An 18,234-nucleotide genomic window follows, 5' to 3' on the forward strand; every position below is an offset into this window, starting at 1 on the left:
GGCTCCCGCCACCTCGGGTCACTTCGGGGTGATCGTGAACGGTGGCGACTTGAAGCTCGCCACGCAGCCGGTGTCGGGCGCGGTCGGACGGGCCAGGAAGGACGCCAGGACCTTCTGGGCGCAGGGCGACTGCGGGACCACCCAGTGCCCGATGCCGGGGATCTGCACGGTGGTCGAGCGGGGCAGCGTACGGGCGGCCTTCCGGGCCCAGCTCGCCCCGGTCTTCATGTCGAACGTCCCGTTGAGGAAGAGCGTCGGCACCGTGCCGGCGGGGGCCACCCGCATCGTGGCCGTGCGGTCCGGCACGTTCCAGACGCGGCAGACCTGGTCCTGGAAGGCCAGTTGGGGCGCTTGGGCCAGGACCGGCTCCGGCCAGTCGGGGAATGCCTTGCGGCCCGCCTTCAGCACATCGGAGGCCGAGTGGTCCGGCACCCATTCGCCGCACACCACCGAGTTCGTCAGTCCGTGGGCGGTCTGGCCGACGGCCTGGACCGATCCGGCGGCGCGGGCGCGGGCGAAGCGCTCCGGATTGCCGTGGCCGAGTTCGTCGATCGCCGCCGGCACGTCCTTGAACGGGATCGCCTTGGCGACGAGCAGGTTGACCAGCGCGCCGCCGTCGAGGACGACCTTGACCGGCTCTCCGCCCTGCGGCGGCTTGACGTTCAGCGTCAGCGGGTGGGCCTGCAGCTTGCGCACCTGCTCGTTCAGGGTGCGTGCGAGGTCCGGGTAGCGGCTCTTGCAGCGGGGCTCCGCGGCGCAGGCCTCGTAGAGGTGGTCGAGGCCTTCACGGGCGCCGGCCCAGGCGAAGGGCAGGGAGACGTACTGCGGAGGGGCGATGGAGTCGAGCGCCACCGCGCGGATCCCCTGGGGGTGCAGGCGAAGGTAGGTCATGGCCAGGTTGCTGCCGTAGGAGTGGCCGTACACGTTCCACTGCCCGATGCCGAGCGCCTTGCGCAGGTCGGCGAAGTCGGCGGCGTTCTCGGTGCTGTTGTAGGCACTCAGGTCGGTTCCGTCGGACGTCAGGCGGTCCCGGCACTGCTTCACCGCGTCGAGCATGAGCCTCTGCGTCTGCGGTGCGTAGGAGGGGAGGCCCACGGACGTCGCGTAGAAGCGGTCCAGCTCGGGGCAGGTGAGGGCGGGCTCGTCGTAGAGATTGCCGCGCTGGGCCATGACGATCAGTTCGCGGTCCCGGTTCAGGCCGGAGGAGACCAGGAAGGGGATGTCGTCGAAGGTCTCGCCACCGGGGCCGCCCGACATGAACACCACGGGGTCCTGGGCGGGCTTCGGCGAAGCGGCCGGGATGACCGCCACGGCCAGCCGGATCTTCCGGCCGTCGGGGCGGGCGCGGTTCTCCGGGACCTCCAGGTATCCGCACCGGGCGGTGGCCAGCGCTTCGATCGGCTCGGGCGTACGGGGGCAGGGACCCGGCACGAAACGTGACGGGGCGGCCTTGCCGGGGGCGGTGGTAGCGGCGGCGGTACCGGTGGTAGGCGGTGCGGCGCCCGCCGGTGTCGGGCCGAGTGCTGCCAGGAGGGCGAGGAGGGCCCCGGCAGGTGCCGCCCTGTTACGGAAGCCGTGCTCTGCCATGGGAGATCCTCTGCCGCATCCTCTGCCGCTCGACGGCCGCCCCGCTGGGCGACGCCGCGGCGGTGCGGGCGCAACGCACACGACCAACGCTACTCGCCGGTCCGGGTACGTGCACACGGACCGTCGCCGGGCCGGTACGCCGCGCCGCTCACCGGGCGCCGCGTTCAGCGCCGTAGCCTGGACGAGCGGATGGGCGGCGGGTGCCCTGCCGGCCGTCGAGGCCACGGCGACGGTCGCGTCGCACGCGGGCAGGACCCTGGCCGTGATGCGGGCCCACCCGGCGGCCGAACAGCACCACGTGCGAAGGGAACGGACAGCGCAATGCCGAACATCGGTGTGGTGATCCTGACCATGGGCGACCGGCCTGCGGAGCTGCGGGCTCTGCTGGACTCGGTTGCCGCTCAGGAAGGCGGTCCGGCAACGGTCGTGGTCCTGGCCCAGGGCGTCGCCCTGCCCCCGCTCCCGGACGGGGTGGACGGGGTGGGGCTGCCCGAGAACCTGGGCATCCCCGGGGGCCGGAACGCCGGTGTGCGCCGGCTGCGCGAGCGCGGCGACGTCGACGTCGTGGTGGTCCTGGACGACGACGGATCGCTGCCGCGTACGGACACCTTCCGGCTGGTCCGGGAAGCGTTCGCCGCCAACCCGCGGCTGGGCATCGCCGGCTTCCGGATCGCGGACGAGACCGGGGCGAGCCAGCGCCGGCACGTCCCGCGCCTGGGAGGCAGGAACCCGCTGGTGTCCGGGCCGGTGACGACGTTCCTCGGCGGCGGCCACGCCATCCGCATGAGCGTGATCGACCAGGTGGGCGACTTCCCCGCCCCGTTCTTCTACGCCCACGAGGAAACCGACTTCGCCTGGCGGGCGCTGGATGCCGGATGGGAGATCGACTACCGGGCCGACATGGTGCTGCAACACCCGCGGACTGCGGCGTCCCGGCACGAGGTGTACTACCGCAACACCGGACGGAACCGGGTCTGGCTGGCCAAGCGGCACCTGCCCGGCGTCCTGGTGCCGGTCTACCTGGCGACGTGGGCCGCGTACACCCTGGTGCAGCGGCCACCGCTGTCGGGGCTGGCCGCCTGGTGGTCGGGCTTCTTCGAAGGGGTGCGCGTGCCCTGCCCGCCCAGGCGGCCCATGCGGTGGCGGACCGTGTGGCGGATGACGCGGCTGGGACGTCCCCCGGTGTTCTGACGGGCGGACACCCACCCTGTGCGTGGCGGTCGGTGCCCGGGTCAGGTGGCGGTGATGGTCTTCAGGGCGAGGGTGCGCAGGGGAGCGGTCTTCCTGCGGGCTTCGCCGTGGTAGACGGCGTTGGTGAGGATGGCGAGGTAGCGGCCCGAACCAGGGGCGAGGTAGAGGCTGGTGCCGGTGAAGCCGTGGTGGTACGCGACGTCTCCGGGTGCACAGATCCAGGCGAGGCCGCGGTCCAGGCCGGTCTCGATCGGGACGTACGGGAGCGTGGAGGCGCGGAGCCAGTCGTGGAGGTCGCCGGTGGGGTCGATGAGGTACCCGGCGTAGCGGGCGAGGTCCCGGGCCGTGGAGAAGACCCCTGCGTGGCCGGCGACGCCGCCGAGGAGGGCGGCGTTGTCGTCGTGGGCCTGGCCCCAGATCCGGGGGGCGCCGGGGATGCGGCGCTCGGTGGGGGCGACCTGCGGGCTGCGGGTGACGGGGCCGTACGTCGTACTGGTCATGCCGAGGTCGTCCCACAGCGTGCGGCCGAGTTCGTCGAGGGGACGGCCGCGGGTGTGGGCGAGGGCCAGGCCGAGGAGGATGTAGCCGCGGTTGACGTACCGGTGACGGCCGGGGGTGTCTTCGAGGCCTTCGCGGCACAGGAGTTCGTGCAGGGGCCGGTCGGTGCCGCGGTAGTGGTCGAGGCGGGTGGAGGCCTTCAGACCGGCGGTGTGGGTGAGGAGCTGCTCGATGGTGGCCTCCCCGCTGGGCGCCGGGCCGTCGATGGGGGGCAGGTACTCGCGCACCGGGGCGGTTCGGGAGAGGACTTCGGCGTCGAAGGCCCGGCAGACGAGCGGCCAGGTGGCGACGACCTTGGTGAGGGAGGCGATGTCGTAGATCGTGTCCGGGCCGGGCGCGGTACCGCCGAGTTCGTCGGCGACCCGGCCGGCCGTCAGGAAGCGCGGTGCTTCGCCGAGGGTGCCGAGGGCGATGACACCGCCGGGGGTGGCGCCGTCGGCGACGGCCTGGTCGAGGGCTTCGGCGAGGCGGGCGGTGTCGTCGGACGTGAACGGGACGTGCGTCATCGGCTTCGTGCCTCCGCGGGCGGTGATGGTGATGGTGATGGTGATGCCGGTGCCCGGTGCCCGGTGCGCGGGCAGATCGGGCAGCAAGTGCCCGTAGCCGCGCGCCGGGTGGTACATGCCGCCGATCGTAGGGGTGCCGTCGGCCGCGAGGACGGCGATCAGCAGGGCGGTGACCGCCCGGGTGTCCGGGCCCCGCACGTCGCGGATGCGGGACATCGCGCTCTCGAAAGCAGCTCCACCGGCACCGGCACCGCCCCGGCCCGAGGCTGCTGCCACACGTCGCCGGTCTGCGGATGGACGGGGACCAATACCAGGTCAGCGGTGGCGGCTCGCCGAACCCCGGGCCCGCTCGGCCGTTGGTCAGGGGCGGCCCTTACCCCTGTCCCGCGCTGCGCGGTGACAGCCGCCGCGTGATCCGGTCGAACAGTTCCGTCAGCGGCTCGCCGATGTCCCGGCCGAACTCGGTCAGCCCGTAGGTGACCTGAGGCGGCGTCGTCGGCTCGACCTTCCGCCAGACCAGGCCGTCCTGGACCAGCGCGCGCAGGGTCTGGGCGAGCATCTTCTCGCTGATGCCCCGGATGCCGTCGCGCAGCTCGTAGAACCGGAGATCGTTGCTCCGCAAGGCGATCAACACCCAGGTACCCCACCTGCTGGTCACATGGTCGACCACATCACGCGCGGGGCAGTCGATGTGAAACACCTCATACCGTTGCCCCGCCCCGGCCTGGTTGAGCTGCGCGCCTTCCGCCATGTGAGGAGCTTACCCGCAGGTATGTCCTTACCAGGAGTTAGCCCAACTCCTAGCGTCAATGCCACATCGGACATCGGACATCGGGCATCGAACAAGGAGCTGATCATGATCGTGGTGACCGGGGCCACCGGGAACGTGGGCCGGCCGTTGACGCGGGCACTCGCCGAGGCGGGCCGGCAGGTGACGGCGGTGTCGCGGCACGCGGCGTCGGCGTCGGCGTCGGCGTCGGACGGGGTCCGCCACACGGTGGCCGATCTGGCCGAGCCGAACGGCCTTGAGCCCGCACTCGTCGGCGCCGAGGCGCTGTTCCTGCTGCTGCCCGGCGACTTGCACGCCGTCGGAGCCCGGCCGGCCGACATCATCGGCCAAGCCGTGGCAGGCGGGGTCCGCCGAGTCGTCCTGCTCTCCTCGCTGGGGGTGGCGACCAGGCCCTTCGGCCCGACGCGGATCGCGCTACGAGAGGTGGAGGACGCACTGCGGGACTCCGGCCTGGAGTGGGCCATCCTGCGGCCGGGCGGCTTCGCCTCCAACGCCCTGTGGTGGGCCGGGTCCGTCCGCGCGCGGCGGGTCGTCGCCGCGCCCTTCGGCGACGTCGGGGTGCCGATCATCGACCCTGCGGACATCGCCGAGGTCGCGGCGGCCTGCCTTCTGGACGACCGGCACATCGGCGGTGTCTACGAACTGACGGGCCCTGAGGTGATCACCCCGCGCGGGCAGGCGGAGGCCATCGCCACCGCGCTGGGCTCGCCCGTGCGGTTTCACGACCTGACCCGCGACGAGGCCAGAGCCGCCATGGCCCAGAGCATGCCCGTGGAACTCGCCGAGGACACCCTGGACATCCTCGGCTCCCCGAGCCCGGCCGAACTGCGCGTCAGCCCGGACGCAGAAGGGGTCCTCGGCCGCCCTCCGCGTCCCTTCGCCCACTGGGCGGCCCGCAACGTCGCCGCGTTCCGCTGAAACCGCTCCGCCCGCCCCCGCCCGCGAGCCCGGCGATCCACCGCCGTCTGTCACCGAGTCCGTCGCGGCCGTGTCGCGTCGTCCCAGGCCCGGGGGCTGCTGTATTGGTTTACGCCGTCTTCTTCGCGGGCCAAGGTGCTCGGGGTCCTCGAACCAGTCGGCCCAGAGGGAGCAGACGACGGCCTCGGCGTCCCGTTCCGCCTCCAGGCGTCTGCGGTAGCCCTCCCCCAGCAGGTCGGCGGGCAGGGGCCCCCGCGCTCCCCGGTCCGCGAGTCCGATCTCGCACGTCACCCCGTACTCGTCGAGGAGGTCCCGCAGTCCGAAGGCCAGCCGTACCCGCTCGGCCGGCACCTCCGCGTCGGCCCAACCGGCAGGTGTCTCCACGACGCCCCGCTCGGCGAGCCAACGCCGCGCGTCTTTGAGGAAGCGAGTGGTTACGGCCAACGCGCGCAGTCCCGGCCGACGTGTTCACCCGGGCGGGTGGCGGACCGGCCCACTGTGGCTCCCGTGCCGGACGGCGCCGTTACGCTCCGGGGCTGCACGCCGTCGGCCGAGGAGGGGCACGATGCCGGACCGGGCAGGAACCGCGCTCGCCGTCGCCACCGCGTTCGCGCTCGCCGCCGTGTGGGCGCCGTACACCGCGGCGGCCTCATCGGCGGCGGCCGCCGCCGCTCCGTGTGAGGGCACCGCCACGGAGACGAGGGGATTCTCCTCCGTAGACCTGGACGGCCCTGAGATCGCCTGGACGGAGTCCACGAAGTACGACACCGCCAGGACGGCAGTCACGAAGTCGTGGAACGCGCTCGGCAGGGTGAAGATCATGGCCGACACCGCCACCACCGTGAACGACCTCGAATGGCGCGACTACTCCAAGGCCGACCACCGGGCCGCCTACTGGGAGCGGCACGGCAACGCCGGAGCCACGGACTACATCTACCTGAACGCGTCGAAGCTCGACCCGCCCGCCGTCGAGTCGGACACCAGCGGGCGGCTGAACGTCCTGGGGCACGAGCTCGGCCACGCCCTCGGCCTCTGCCACAAGAGCCGCGACGTGGCGTCGATCCTGTGGGCCGCCCCCCGATCGACGCTGTGGGTCACGGAGCCGACCGACGTGGACATCGCGAACTACCGGAAGTTGTGGGGCTGATGAAGCGCAGGACACTCGCCGTCGGCGTGGCCGGGGTGCTCGTGGCGGCCGGAGCCGTCGGCGGGGCGTGGACGATGTGGGGCCACGATGACGTGACGGTCGAGGCGGTGTGCGCACTCGACACCAGCCGCCGCGAGTACGTGACCCACCACGCGGTGTGGGTGGTCGTCGCGAAGGTCGCCGAACGCGGCCGCTACCTCGACCAGACGCCCGGCGACTCCGGCGGCGTCCTGCTGTCCACCCTCACCGTGGAAGACCGGCTGAAGGGTGACGGGGCGGCCGTCCCGGCCACGTTCGCCGTCGGGCAGCCCATCGGCGTGAACGCCGACGGCGCCTACTACTCCGGCCCGGCCGCCGAGCACCAGGCCGTGTTGGTACCGGGCCGCCGGTACGTGATCGCCGGATCGCTCGCCCCCGAGTACGGCGGCGGCTACGTGATCGCCGCCGACCCCGCCGACGACACCCGCGCCACCCCGGACGCGTGGACCCGGGCGGTCGCGGAAGCCACCCCGCAACCGCCGTGCGAGGACGTCGTCACCGACGCACCGGCCGGCTAGGCCGGGAGCGCGATCGGCCGGTACCGCAGGGCCTCATCGACGATCTCCTCCGCGCACGGGTCCTGAAGGCTGTCCGCGGGATGGAAGACCAGGTCACTCACCCGGGGATGCGGCACGTTCGCCTCCAGGAGCCGCAGACAGTAGTCGCTGTCCCCCGAGGCGGTCAGGAGTCTGCGAACGATCTCAACCAGTTCGTCCCGGGTGATGTCCGCAACCACGGGGCGAGCCGGCCGGGCCGCCTCCTTCGCGAACTCCTCCAGGCTCCTGCTTCCGTCGTACTCGGCGAAGTCGAGAGCCGCGTAGTCGTGCCCGGTCATCGCGTTGAACGCCGCGATCGCCTCGTCCGCCACTTCCGGGCGGGCCACCAGCAGCTCGGCGATTCGCTCCACCTCGGCGCACAGCTCGTCCAGCCGCTCCCGGCTCACGGGCGGGGGCAGCAACTCCGGTCTCATGTCCACAGCTCGAATTATGTCCGTCGGTGCCGACGCGCGGCGCGGCTGACCGCGGCGGCCGCGGCGTAGGCCACGGCCGTCGCATCCTGACGGCCCGCACCGGGGTCGTGACCCGCTGGTCACCTCTCGTCGGGCGAGCCGGGGGCGGGGCGGCGCGGTCCGGTGCCTGCGCCACGGACCGAAAGCCGCAGGTGGGCGACGTACGTGTGCTTCAGGCAGTGCGGGGCCGGGCAGGCCGCCCGACACTGGAGAGGCAAGGCACACACGCTCCTGCGATGTCTTGGAGGTCGCATGCGAACGCCGATCGCCCGCCGAGCCGGGCTCTGCCTGGCAGCTGCGGCCGCCGTCGCACTGGCCACGACCGTGACCGGTCCGGCGTCGGCCGCCAACGGCAAACTCCAGGTAGTGCTCGGCACACCCGAAGGCGGGTCCGCGCTGACCGCACCTCGCAAGGTCATCGAGAACCCCTTGGATGACCACTGCTACACCGTCAAGGAGGTCTTCCCCGACGCACCCACGGGAAGCACCTTCCTGTCCGTCCACAACGCCAACACCAACCCGATCTACATCTACGAGACCGACGCGTGCTCCGGGGCACCCGCCGACGCCACCCCCCTGAGCATCGGCATGAGCGTGACCGGCCGCCCCCTCCTGTCCTTCAAGGTCAAACCAGGCCCGGAAGTCCCGTCCATGCCCACCTCCTTCCCGACAGGCCGGACCTGAGCATCCGACCCGGGCGTCCGACGTCGGGAGCCGACCGGATCAATCCGATGCGGGCAGGCACTCGGTGAGCAGGGCGACGACGTCGCGCCAAGCTCGCTCGGCGTGCCGCGGGTGGTAGCCGACGCCGGGCAGCACGGTGTGGTCGACCGTTGGGTGGTGGAAGGCGTGCAGCGCTCCGCCGTAGACCGTGAGGCGCCAGTCGACGCCCGCGGCCTGCATCTCGGCCGTGAACGCCTCCCGTTGCGCGGGCGGCATGATCGGGTCCAGCGAACCGACTCCGGTCCACACCGGGCAGCGAATGCGTGCCGCCTCGTCCGGTCGGCCCGTGGTCAGTGCGTTGACCGTCCCGATCGCGCGCAGGTCGACGCCGTCGCGTCCGAGTTCCAACGCGATGGCACCCCCGGTCCCGTAGCCGACGGCCGCGATGCGGTCGCGGTCGACCCGTGGTTCGGCACGCAACGCGTCGAGCGCCGCGTGGCCGATGCACCGCATCCGGTCCGGGTCGGCGAGCAGCGGCATGCAACGGGCCAGCATCTCCTCGGGATCGCTCAAGTAGCGTCCGCCGTGCAGGTCGAAGGCCAGCGCCACGTACCCCAGCTCGGCCAGGGCCTCGGCCCGGCGGCGCTCGACGTCGCTGAGCCCCATGCCCTCGGGCCCGATGAGGACCGCGGGCCGACGAGCGGCCCCGGGCGGGATCGCTAGGTGCCCGATCATCGTCATGTTGTCGGCCGGGTATTCGACCGTACGCGTGGTGACGGTAGCCATGCGACTGGACCGTAGCGACCGGCAGGTACGCTCGGACGGGTGTTCACCACCGGCGGATATCGCTCCGTCTCGGAGCTGTCCCGTACGCGTGGTCGCGGGTGGGATCGCGGGCGGGATGAGGCTGAGCAGGTCGGTCGAGACCCGGTGATCGCAGGCGTCCCGGCCCGCGCCTGTCCTATCCTGACCGCTGCCGTCCATGCCGGGACGGGCCCGAGGGAAGGGTGGCGGCGGAGTGCCGGACGTGTACAGGATCATGCTGGATGCCGAGTTGGGCAAGGCGTTCGACGTGTGGTCCGGCTATCTGGACGCCCGGACCGGCGAGGACCCTCAGGTCCGTGCACGACTGCGCTCAGCGTTGCAGTCGGCCCGCGCGGCAGCCGCCGAGGGCGATCCCGTATCCGCACGCGCCTTGGTGGCGGAGATGTACGAGGATGCCGCAGAAGCCGGCCTTGCCTGGGCTCCCGTGCCGCCCGGCCCCCGCGCGGCAGACCGCCAGGCGCGGGACTACGCCAAGGACGGACTGCGGCAGGTGCTTCCCGTGCACCTGCGCGAGGATCTCGACAGCATCGCGATCTACCTGCGTGTCACGGGCCGCCGGCTCCGGACCGCTCCCGGCCTCGACGCCGCCACTCAGCAGGACATCCTCTACGTCTCGGCCCGTGCCGGAATGGCCCTTGATCTCGCCCATCCGACAGCGGCGCGACGGGAACTCGAACGCCTGGAGGCGATTGCGCGACGCTGCGGCGTGGAGCCCTGAGACCGGCGGCAGCGACCGCGTTGACGTCACCGTGGTGCGGCAGGAGCGGTCCGCCCTCTTGATCATCGGCCGCTAGACTCCCGGGGCTCGGCTGGTGTCGCAGGACGGGAAGGCCACACCATGGACGATGACCCCTGGGCCCGGTGGCCGGAGCCGTGGGTGGGCACGGATTGCGACATGCGGACGGTCGTGGCGGCGATCCCGCGGGAGGTGAAGGACGGGTTCAGGTACGACGAGATCCCCTGGCAGCGGTTTCCGCACTTCTACGGCCCGGGCGAGGAAGTCTCCGTCCGCCTGGCCGCGCTCGCCTCCGCGGACGCCGAAGACGCCGAAGACGAAGAAGCCGCCGAAGCCGCCGGCCGGGCTCTCCGGCAGCTGTGGGACCACCTGCACCACCAGGGCAGCACGATCGCGGTGGGAGCACTGGCGGTGCCGTTCCTGCTCCGGATCGCGGCCACGGGATTTGCCGGGCTCCGTGCGGACACCCTTCGTCTGGTTGCCGAGATCGCACGGAGCCAGCACCTCGGGGACGGGTCGCGTGAAGGCCTTCTCGAAGTCACCGAGGAGCCGTCGCTGATCGAGGGCACCACGATGTGCCCGGTGAACTGGACGATTCAGGCCGCCCGCGACGCCATCACGGACGACCTGCACCTCCTGTTCCCGCTTCTTTCCGACCCCGATGCCGAGGTCCGCTCCGCGGCCGCTTTCGTCCTGGCGGTGGCGACCGGCGAGATCCCGTACATCTCCTCGGCCCTGCATCGCAGGCTGGCGGTGGAGGACGATCGGGTGGCCCGGGTGAGCTTGATCCTGGCGATCGCCCAGCTCGCCCGCGAACACCAGGACGAACGCGCCCCCTCTTGGGCCCGGGACCTGTGGTCGGATTCCGGCCGTTCGCCCGAGACCCGCATCGGTGCCGGCCTCGCCTGGCTGTGCCTGGTCGACGACCCCGTCCCCGGCGAGCTCCGCGCCCTCCTCCTCGATCCCGGCACCGACCGGCAGGCCGACCTGCTCCAGCGGGTGCCGTGGCTCGGGCCGGTCGACCCCAACCGCGGACTGCGCCGCTGCATCCACGACATGCTCACACCGGGTGTCCCCTGGAACAGAGCTTGACGGCCCACCCGAAGGGGCCTGCTCCCGTGTGTGACTGCTTGGCTCACCAGCCGGGGAAGGCCGACGCCGAAAGGTTCCGCGCGCGCTGCTCACCGGCCGATCTGCCCGACGCCGAGTCGACGGCAGTGAGGCCTCCGCCGACGGTGCCGAGATGGCTTAGCGGGCGAGGCGCGCCGTCAGCGAAGCGGTTCGAGGACGTCGGGCGTGCCGTCCACGGCGGGGCTGCAGCCTGCGGGAAGGTGGGAGGCGACGAGTTCGACGGCTGCCTCGGCCGTGTCGGCTTCACCGACTTGTTCCCGTCCCGAGCCCCACGCTTCGTACGGCCTCAGCACGCGGAACCGTTCACCGGGGAGGGGGAAGATCGAGGGTAGGTCGCCGGACCAGGGAAAGCCGGTGCATCGGCTGAACTGCAGCGATCCATGACTGACCAGCGGGAACAGTCCCCTGAGAGCGGGATCGGCGTAAGCCGCCTCGACGAGACGCTTGTCTATGAGGTTCTCGTTCAGCTCCCGCACCAGCTGCCACTTGGCCTCTACCGGACCAACGGACTCCCGATGGGCCTTCCTTGCCCCCTACCCGGTCCGGGCGTACCTGATCGGCGCCGGTACACCTGCCGCCGGTCCACCGACGGACGCGCCTGCGCCAACGGGGTCGCGCCCCCGCCACGGTAGGGTCTGCCCCACTCCGTTCCAGGGGGCTCGTCGGAGTGCCTCGGCCCGGCACCGCGTGATCGGCTGTCCGCACGGGATTCACGTGACGGAAGGTGGACAGGTGAGAGTCCGGATCGGGTACTCGGCATGGATCGTGGGCGTGGTGCAGTTCTTCATCGTCCACGGGATCGTCGAGTCGGCTTGGGCCAGACCGTACAGCTGGGCGCGGAACAACATCAGCGACTTGGGCAACGCTCACTGCGCCCTGCAGCCAGAGCCTGAGCCCCGGTACGTCTGTTCCCCCGAGCACGGTCTGATGAACGTCTCATTCGTTGCTCTGGGAGTGCTGCTCGTCCTCGGCTCTGTGATGATCGGCGGCTTCCTCTGGCGCAGGGGCCGGGCCGCTGCCGTGGCCCGCCTGCTGCTCGCCGGTGCCGGCGCGGGATTCGTCCTGGCCGGGTTGGCTCCCGCGGACGTCAACGAGAACCAGCATGTCCTGGGGGCCGTCCTCATCATGGCAGCGGGCAACGTCGGTCTCGTTCTGGCGGGGCCCGGTCTGGCGGAAGACGTACCGGCCCCCCTGAGGTGGTCCACCGGCCTGCTGGGAGTCACGGCGGTCACGGCCTTCGTACTGTTCCTCTCCCACCGCTACCTCGGTCTCGGCATGGGAGGTATGGAACGGGTCGCCGCTCTTCCTCTCCTCTTCTGGGCGCTGGCCATCGGCGTTCAGGGCGTCATCCGCCGGTCAGGTCGCAGGCGCGAGGCGGTACCGGCAGCACGTCTGAGCCGCGCGGGCTGAGAGCCGTGTCGGAGCCTGCATCCGTGAGGGCGCGCGTGCCCCTGCCGAGTCGGCAGGGGCACGCGGCACAGGCGCAGGCGCGCGGAGGAGTCGGAACGGCCTACCGTCCGCCGGTGGTTGTGGTCTGACGTCCCGGTCTCACCTCAGGTGCCGGGTGAAGAACTGGGCCGCGGCGTCCCCCGCGAACTGCGGGACGCCGGTGTGCCCGCCCATATTGGCGTGGAGTGACTTCTCCTCGGAACCGAAGGCGTCGAACAGGTCCAGGGACGCCTGCCGGTCATTGCCTTCGTCGTCCCACTGCAGCAGGACGTGCAGCGGGATCGTGACCTGGCGGGCCTCCTCGAAGACGGCGCGCGGCACGAGGCTCCCGGCGAAGAGTCCGGCGGCCACGATGCGCGGCTCGACCACCGCGAGGCGGACGCCGATGGAGATCACGCCCCCCGAGTACCCGACCGGGCCACCGATCTCGGGCAGCGACAGGAGGGCGTCCAGGGCGGCCTGCCATTCCGGGACCGCCCTGTCGACGAGCGGGAGGACGAGGGCGTCGACGACCTCGTCCCCGACCGGCTCGCCGGCTCGCATCGCCCGGCGCAGGTCGGCGCGGGCCTGCTCGGCGGCGGCCCAACGCGGCCGGTCGCCGCTTCCGGGGAGCTCGATGGTGGCCGCGGCGAAGCCGTCCGCCACGGCGTGCCGGGCCCGGTCCACGAGGCGGGGGTACATCGTGCGCAGTCCGAGCGGGGGGTGGCCGAGCAGGATCAGCGGCACCGGTGCGGAGGCGGAAGCCGGCGTCCACAGGATGCCGGGGATCTCGCCGAGGGTGAACTCGCGCTCCAGGACGCCGTCGTCGAGATGCTGTTCAGAAGTGAAGTGCACGGTCGTGCCTTTCGGGAGTGCTCATGAACGGCGCTCCCGGACGATCTATCGCCCGACCGTGACCCCGGAGGAGAGCACCCATGTCGATACTGCGTTCACGGGTACCACCTCCTCGTTCTCTCGCACGGCCTCCGGAAAACTAGCAGCGGCGGCCGTCGTCCGCCAACGGGTTTTCGCGCGGGCTCCGGTGCCCCGGGACCGGTCGGGTGCGCACTGACCCGAAGGTGGTGGGGCTGAGGCTCAGTGCTGGACCGCTGCGCAGGTGACCGTGGTCTTGCCGTCCGCCGTCTTGACCGTGTACTTGGCTCCGGTGAGACCGCCGAGGTCGAAGCGTCCCGACTTGTCGATGGGGACCGAGCCCGAGGTGGAGCCGGAGTAGGTCACCGTCGTACCGGCGGGGAATCCTTGGCCCCACACGTGGTACTTGCCGGCCGAGTCCACCTCGACGTTGCACTTCGCGGCGGCGGGAGCCGCGGGGGCCGAGGCATGGGCGGCGACGGTGGGGCCCACCACGAGAGCGGGGGCCACCAGGAGCGTGAGGGCTGCGAGACGACGTGTCCGGTTCATCATTCAACCTGCCTTGGATGCTGGCGGTACGGCCGGTGCGGCGCGACGGCTGCCAGTCCCGCGGCAGCGGTCGAGCCGCTGTGCCGTACTGATGGCCGGTCAATCCTATCGTCCGGTTTGTCCTGCGGCATCTCACGGACGGCACCATGGCCGGGCACCGGCCTGTGTCTCTCGGATTGCCCCAGGGGCCGAACATCATGGCGCCCAGTCAGAGCGGGCCGATCCGGACGCCGGTGCGGCCGAGCGGACGGTGGTGCACGGGGCGGTGTTCCTACACGGCGCCGACGGCGCCAGCGGTGGTCCGCCCCGCTACGCGCGGGGCCGAGCGGGGCCGAGCGGCGTGCCGCTCACCGTCGGCGGGGGTGAAGGCCGGCCCGCTGCGGGCGAGCCGCTGCAGGGCCGGAGCCGCCGCGCGGTAGCTGTGTGGAGTCGCGTGCGTGCCGCGTGTACAACGCGGGATTCGTCGTCGTGGGAATCGTCGTCGTGGGAATCGATGCGGATGGGAGTGATCATGGCGCGCACGGAACACCGGCGCCGCACGACCGTCGTCGAGCACGCCCCCACCGACCGGGCCCGCGCCGACCTGCGGCACGCCGGACATCGTCCCCTCGGAAGGAAAGAATCATGCGCGCGACCTTCATGTACGGCCCCGGCGACGTCCGGGTCGAGAACGTCCCCGACCCGAAGATCGTCGAGCCGACGGACGCGATCGTCCGGATCACCATGGCCTGCGTCTGCGGCTCCGACCTGCACCCCTATCACTCGATGGACAGGACCGGCGAGGGCGCCCCGATGGGGCACGAGTTCCTCGGCGTCGTCGAGGAGACCGGCTCGGCGGTCACCGGCCTCGAACGCGGCGACTTCGTCGTCTCTCCGTTCGCGTACGCCGACAACACCTGTCCGATCTGCCGGGACGGCTTCCACACCGCCTGTCCGCACGGCGGCTGGTACGGCGTCGGAGGCGTCGGAGGGGCCCAGGCCGAGGCGATCCGCGTCCCCCAGGCCGACGGCACCCTGGTGAAGCTGCCCGCGGACGTCGACACCGCGCTCCTGCCCTCGCTGCTGACCCTCAGCGACGTCTACCTGACCGGCTACCACGCCGCCCACATGGGCCGCGTCGAACCCGGCAAGACCGTCACCGTCATCGGCGACGGCGCGGTGGGCCTGTCCGCGGTGCTCGCCTCCCGCCGCATGGGCGCCGAGCGGATCATCCTCATGGGCCGCCACACATCCCGCACCGACCTCGGCAGGGAGTGGGGCGCCACCGACGTCGTCGCCGAACGAGGCGAGGAGGGCATCGCCAAGGTCATGGACCTGACGGGCGGCGAAGGATCCCACGTCGTGCTGGAGGCCGTCGGCCTGATGCCCGCCTACGAGCAGTCCTACGGCATCGTGCGCCCCGGTGGGATCATCTCCCGCGTCGGCGTCCCGCAGTACGAGGAGGCTCCCGTCGGCTTCGGGTCACTGTTCGGGAAGAACGCACAGCTCGCCGGCGGCCCGGCCCCCGTGCGCGCCTATCTCGAACCCGCCATCGAGGACGTGCTCGCCGGCCGCATCGAACCCGGCCGCGTCTTCGACGCCGAGGTCGGTCTCGACGCCGTCGCCGACGCCTACAAGGCCATGGACGACCGCACCAGCCTCAAGGTCGTGGTGCGCCCGTGAGCGCCCGCGGTCGTGATGTCGGGCGCGATGCGTCCCGCGAACGGCGGGATCGGCGGCCGCAAGGGTCATCACGCCCGGCCGGTCGGGCGCAGCTCGCGCTCCAGGGCGGACAGGGCGAACGCGTGCGCTGAGGTGTCCTGCCAGCGGGACCGTCCGAACATCACGTCCTCGGAGAGACCGCTCAGCATGGCCACGGCCCGGATGGTGAACTCGCGAAGGTCCACGTCGGCGAACTGTCCCAGGTCCCGGCCCTCACGAAGGATGGCTTCCAGTCGCTCGTCCCAGCCGTCCAGCAGCGCGGTGAGGATGTGCCGGCCCGCTTCGTCGTGGCGCTGGGCCAGTACCTGCGTCCACAGCGCGTAGCGTTCGTCGCCCTGGTGGCGGGGCAGGTAGAAGCGGACGAACAGGTCCAGCTTCTCGGCGGGGGACGCGGCCTGGTCGGCCGCCTGCTGGAACCGGGCCCAGAGGTCCGCCTGGCTCCACGCGAGGACTTCGAGCAGGAGCCGGTCCTTCTTGCCGAAGTGGTAGAGGATGTGCCCGGTGCTCATGCCGGCCCGCGCGGCGATGTCCGACATCCGCAGGGCCGCGGTGCCCTTCTCGGCGATCACGCTGATGGCGGCCCGCATCGCCCGTCCCCGCGCCTCGTCCCCGCTGGGCTGGCGCTTCCTGTCGGGCAGCGCGGGCCCGGTCCCTGACGTCGGCATGAGCTCACTTTCGGTTCCGGAATTCCAGCGCCCAAGTCTAGGTTCCCAAAATCTAGACTTTCAGTCTAGACTGAAAATCTAGTCAGGACGATGGGGAGTGTGACGGCCGCGTGTGCGGCCACCCCGACGGCCGGCGGCCCGTCCGTACGACCCACCACCCGGGAGACACCCTCATGACGCGCGGATTCGATGTTGTGGAGACCTGTATCGCCGACCTGCGCGAGGCGCTGGAGAAGGGCGAGACCACCTCGGTCGGGCTGCTCGACGCCTACCTCGCGCGGATCGACGCGTACGACCGGCCCGGTACGGCCACCGCTCTCAACGCGATGGTCGTGATGAACCCGGACGCCCGCGCGGAAGCGGAGGCCTCCGACGCACGCCGCGCACGCGGCGCCACGCTCGGCCCGCTGGACGGCATCCCGTACACCGCGAAGGACAGCTACCTGGCGAAGGGGCTGACCGCCGCTTCCGGCTCCCCCGCCTTCGAGCACCTCGTCGCCCAGCGCGACGCCTTCGCCATCGAGCAGCTGCGCGCGGGCGGCGCGGTCCTCATCGGCCTGACCAACATGCCGCCGATGGCGAACGGCGGCATGCAGCGCGGCGTGTACGGCCGCGCGGAAAGCCCGTACAGCGCCGACTGGCTCACCAGCGCGTACGGCTCCGGCTCCTCCAACGGCTCGGGCACGGCGACGGCGGCGTCGTTCGGCGCCTTCGGCCTCGGCGAGGAGACCTGGTCCTCGGGCCGCGCCCCCGCCTCGAACAACGCGCTGTGCGCCTACACGCCCAGCCGCGGCGTGATCTCGGTCCGCGGCAACTGGCCGCTCGTACCGACCATGGACGTCGTGGTCCCGCACACCCGCACCATGGCCGACCTGCTCGAACTGCTCGACGTCATCGTGGCCGACGACCCGGACACGCGCGGGGACCTGTGGCGGGCACAGCCGTGGGTGGCACTGCCCTCCCCGTCGCAGTTGCGCCCCGCCTCGTACCCGACGCTCGCACCCGCCGACGCCGGGGCCGCGTCCGACGCGCTCGCGGGCAAGCGGGTCGGCGTGCCCCGGATGTACATCAACGCCGACCCCGACGCCGGAACGAACCCCGACGGAGGCATCGGCGGCCAGACCGGCCAGCGCATCGAGACACGCCCGTCGGTGATCGCCCTGTGGGAAGCCGCCCGCCGCGACCTGGAGGCCGCAGGCGCCGAAGTGGTCGAGGTCGACTTCCCCGTCGTGACCAACTACGAGTCCGACCGCCCCGGCACGCCCTCGCTGTTCACCCGCGGACTGGTCAGCCGCGAGTACCTCACCTTCGAGATCGAGGACCTGTCCGCCTGGGCCTGGGACGACTTCCTGCGCGCCAACGGCGACCCGGCGCTCTCCACCCTGGCGGAGGTCGACGCCACCCGCATCTGGCCCAAGCAGGAGGGCGAACTGCCCGACCGCTACGACGGCTTCGACGACACGATCGGCGACTACCCGCGCCTGGTGCGCGAGCACCCGTACGCGTCCCTCACCGACATGCCGCACCTGGAGCAGGGGCTGCGCGGACTGGAGGAGACGCGCCGCGCCGACCTGGAACTGTGGATGGACGGGCTGGGCCTGGACGCCGTGGTCTTCCCCGCCGTCGCGGACGTGGGCCCCGCGGACATGGACGTCGACGTGGCGTCGGCCGACCTCGGCTGGCGCAACGGTGTCTGGGTCGCGAACGGCAACCTGGTCCCCCGCCACCTCGGCATTCCGACCGTGACCGTACCGATGGGCACCATGACGGACACCGGCATGCCCGTCGGGCTGACCTTCGCGGGCCGCGCCTACGACGACAACGCCCTGCTCTCCCTCGCGGCGGCCTTCGAGAAGACCGGCAGCCGACGCACGGTGCCGCCGCGCACCCCGCGCCTGTCGGCGCAGTGACGTGACCT

18 protein-coding genes and 1 pseudogene are annotated in these 18,234 nt (G+C 71.9%); 10 read left to right on the forward strand and 9 right to left on the reverse strand.

What is annotated here, in order from left to right:
• Positions 1-18 precede the first annotated feature (18 nt).
• Positions 19-1,587: an alpha/beta fold hydrolase gene (locus tag ABZW32_RS09580; RefSeq protein ID WP_356213571.1), complete on the reverse strand. Its 1,569-nt coding sequence runs from the start codon at positions 1,585-1,587 to the stop codon at positions 19-21.
• 321 nt (positions 1,588-1,908) lie between these two features.
• Between ABZW32_RS09580 and ABZW32_RS09585 the strand changes: the two genes are divergently transcribed.
• Entirely contained in the window at positions 1,909-2,778 is an 870-nt protein-coding gene (locus tag ABZW32_RS09585; protein ID WP_356213574.1) for a glycosyltransferase, read from the forward strand.
• 41 nt (positions 2,779-2,819) lie between these two features.
• On the opposite strand, the gene ABZW32_RS09590 is transcribed toward ABZW32_RS09585, so the two are convergent.
• Both ABZW32_RS09590 and ABZW32_RS09595 read right to left on the reverse strand, forming a co-directional pair.
• Complete coding sequence (locus ABZW32_RS09590; RefSeq protein ID WP_356213577.1) at positions 2,820-4,058, reverse strand: serine hydrolase; 1,239 nt, start codon at positions 4,056-4,058, stop codon at positions 2,820-2,822.
• 157 nt (positions 4,059-4,215) lie between these two features.
• Positions 4,216-4,593, reverse strand: coding sequence for a helix-turn-helix domain-containing protein (locus ABZW32_RS09595; protein WP_356213580.1), 378 nt, complete (start codon positions 4,591-4,593; stop codon positions 4,216-4,218).
• 105 nt (positions 4,594-4,698) lie between these two features.
• Here ABZW32_RS09595 and ABZW32_RS09600 point away from each other — a divergent pair, with 105 nt between their 5' ends.
• The 3 genes from ABZW32_RS09600 (at position 4,699) to ABZW32_RS09610 (ending at position 7,254) form a co-directional block, all read left to right on the forward strand.
• On the forward strand, positions 4,699-5,550 hold the full coding sequence (locus tag ABZW32_RS09600) for an NAD(P)H-binding protein (RefSeq protein ID WP_356213584.1): 852 nt from the start codon (positions 4,699-4,701) through the stop codon (positions 5,548-5,550).
• 565 nt (positions 5,551-6,115) lie between these two features.
• Complete coding sequence (locus ABZW32_RS09605) at positions 6,116-6,697, forward strand: hypothetical protein (protein ID WP_356213587.1); 582 nt, start codon at positions 6,116-6,118, stop codon at positions 6,695-6,697.
• On the forward strand, positions 6,697-7,254 hold the full coding sequence (locus ABZW32_RS09610; RefSeq protein WP_356213590.1) for a hypothetical protein: 558 nt from the start codon (positions 6,697-6,699) through the stop codon (positions 7,252-7,254). The genes ABZW32_RS09605 and ABZW32_RS09610 overlap by 1 nt, the downstream gene beginning before the upstream one ends.
• Here ABZW32_RS09610 and ABZW32_RS09615 read toward each other — a convergent pair.
• A complete protein-coding gene (locus tag ABZW32_RS09615) occupies positions 7,251-7,706 on the reverse strand; it encodes a hypothetical protein (RefSeq protein ID WP_356213698.1) in 456 nt (151 codons plus the stop codon). The genes ABZW32_RS09610 and ABZW32_RS09615 overlap by 4 nt on opposite strands.
• 291 nt (positions 7,707-7,997) lie before the next feature.
• Between ABZW32_RS09615 and ABZW32_RS09620 the strand changes: the two genes are divergently transcribed.
• Positions 7,998-8,429, forward strand: a complete 432-nt coding sequence (locus ABZW32_RS09620) for a hypothetical protein (protein ID WP_356213593.1) — start codon at positions 7,998-8,000, stop codon at positions 8,427-8,429.
• A gap of 39 nt (positions 8,430-8,468) precedes the next feature.
• Here the strand turns inward: ABZW32_RS09620 and ABZW32_RS09625 are convergent, their stop codons facing one another.
• On the reverse strand, positions 8,469-9,194 hold the full coding sequence (locus ABZW32_RS09625; protein WP_356213596.1) for a dienelactone hydrolase family protein: 726 nt from the start codon (positions 9,192-9,194) through the stop codon (positions 8,469-8,471).
• Between the two features lie 241 nt (positions 9,195-9,435).
• Here ABZW32_RS09625 and ABZW32_RS09630 point away from each other — a divergent pair, with 241 nt between their 5' ends.
• Both ABZW32_RS09630 and ABZW32_RS09635 read left to right on the forward strand, forming a co-directional pair.
• Positions 9,436-9,951, forward strand: a complete 516-nt coding sequence (locus tag ABZW32_RS09630; protein WP_356213598.1) for a hypothetical protein — start codon at positions 9,436-9,438, stop codon at positions 9,949-9,951.
• Positions 9,952-10,128: 177 nt separating this feature from the next.
• Positions 10,129-11,061, forward strand: a complete 933-nt coding sequence (locus ABZW32_RS09635) for a hypothetical protein (protein ID WP_356213601.1) — start codon at positions 10,129-10,131, stop codon at positions 11,059-11,061.
• Between the two features lie 176 nt (positions 11,062-11,237).
• On the opposite strand, the pseudogene ABZW32_RS09640 reads toward ABZW32_RS09635, so the two are convergent.
• A pseudogene (locus ABZW32_RS09640) lies at positions 11,238-11,585 on the reverse strand (DUF6193 family natural product biosynthesis protein); the annotation flags it as partial.
• On the opposite strand from ABZW32_RS09640, the gene ABZW32_RS09645 reads away from it, so the two are divergent.
• Positions 11,551-12,510 (forward strand): DUF998 domain-containing protein, encoded by a 960-nt coding sequence (locus ABZW32_RS09645; RefSeq protein ID WP_356213604.1) that lies wholly within the window; start codon positions 11,551-11,553, stop codon positions 12,508-12,510. The pseudogene ABZW32_RS09640 and the gene ABZW32_RS09645 overlap by 35 nt on opposite strands.
• A gap of 138 nt (positions 12,511-12,648) precedes the next feature.
• On the opposite strand, the gene ABZW32_RS09650 is transcribed toward ABZW32_RS09645, so the two are convergent.
• Positions 12,649-13,383 carry an alpha/beta hydrolase gene (locus tag ABZW32_RS09650; protein ID WP_356213607.1) on the reverse strand — a complete coding sequence of 245 codons (735 nt, stop codon included), beginning with the start codon at positions 13,381-13,383 and terminating at the stop codon, positions 12,649-12,651.
• A 240-nt stretch (positions 13,384-13,623) separates the two neighbouring features.
• Complete coding sequence (locus ABZW32_RS09655) at positions 13,624-13,953, reverse strand: hypothetical protein (protein WP_356213610.1); 330 nt, start codon at positions 13,951-13,953, stop codon at positions 13,624-13,626.
• A 621-nt stretch (positions 13,954-14,574) separates the two neighbouring features.
• Here ABZW32_RS09655 and ABZW32_RS09660 point away from each other — a divergent pair.
• Entirely contained in the window at positions 14,575-15,612 is a 1,038-nt protein-coding gene (locus tag ABZW32_RS09660; RefSeq protein WP_356213613.1) for an alcohol dehydrogenase catalytic domain-containing protein, read from the forward strand.
• 68 nt (positions 15,613-15,680) lie between these two features.
• Here the strand turns inward: ABZW32_RS09660 and ABZW32_RS09665 are convergent, their stop codons facing one another.
• Positions 15,681-16,316: a TetR/AcrR family transcriptional regulator gene (locus ABZW32_RS09665; protein WP_356213616.1), complete on the reverse strand. Its 636-nt coding sequence runs from the start codon at positions 16,314-16,316 to the stop codon at positions 15,681-15,683.
• Between the two features lie 173 nt (positions 16,317-16,489).
• On the opposite strand from ABZW32_RS09665, the gene ABZW32_RS09670 reads away from it, so the two are divergent.
• A complete protein-coding gene (locus ABZW32_RS09670; protein ID WP_356213619.1) occupies positions 16,490-18,226 on the forward strand; it encodes an amidase in 1,737 nt (578 codons plus the stop codon).
• Positions 18,227-18,234: the final 8 nt, after the last annotated feature.

This window comes from Streptomyces sp. NPDC004667 (genome assembly GCF_040609475.1).
GTDB lineage: Bacteria > Actinomycetota > Actinomycetes > Streptomycetales > Streptomycetaceae > Streptomyces.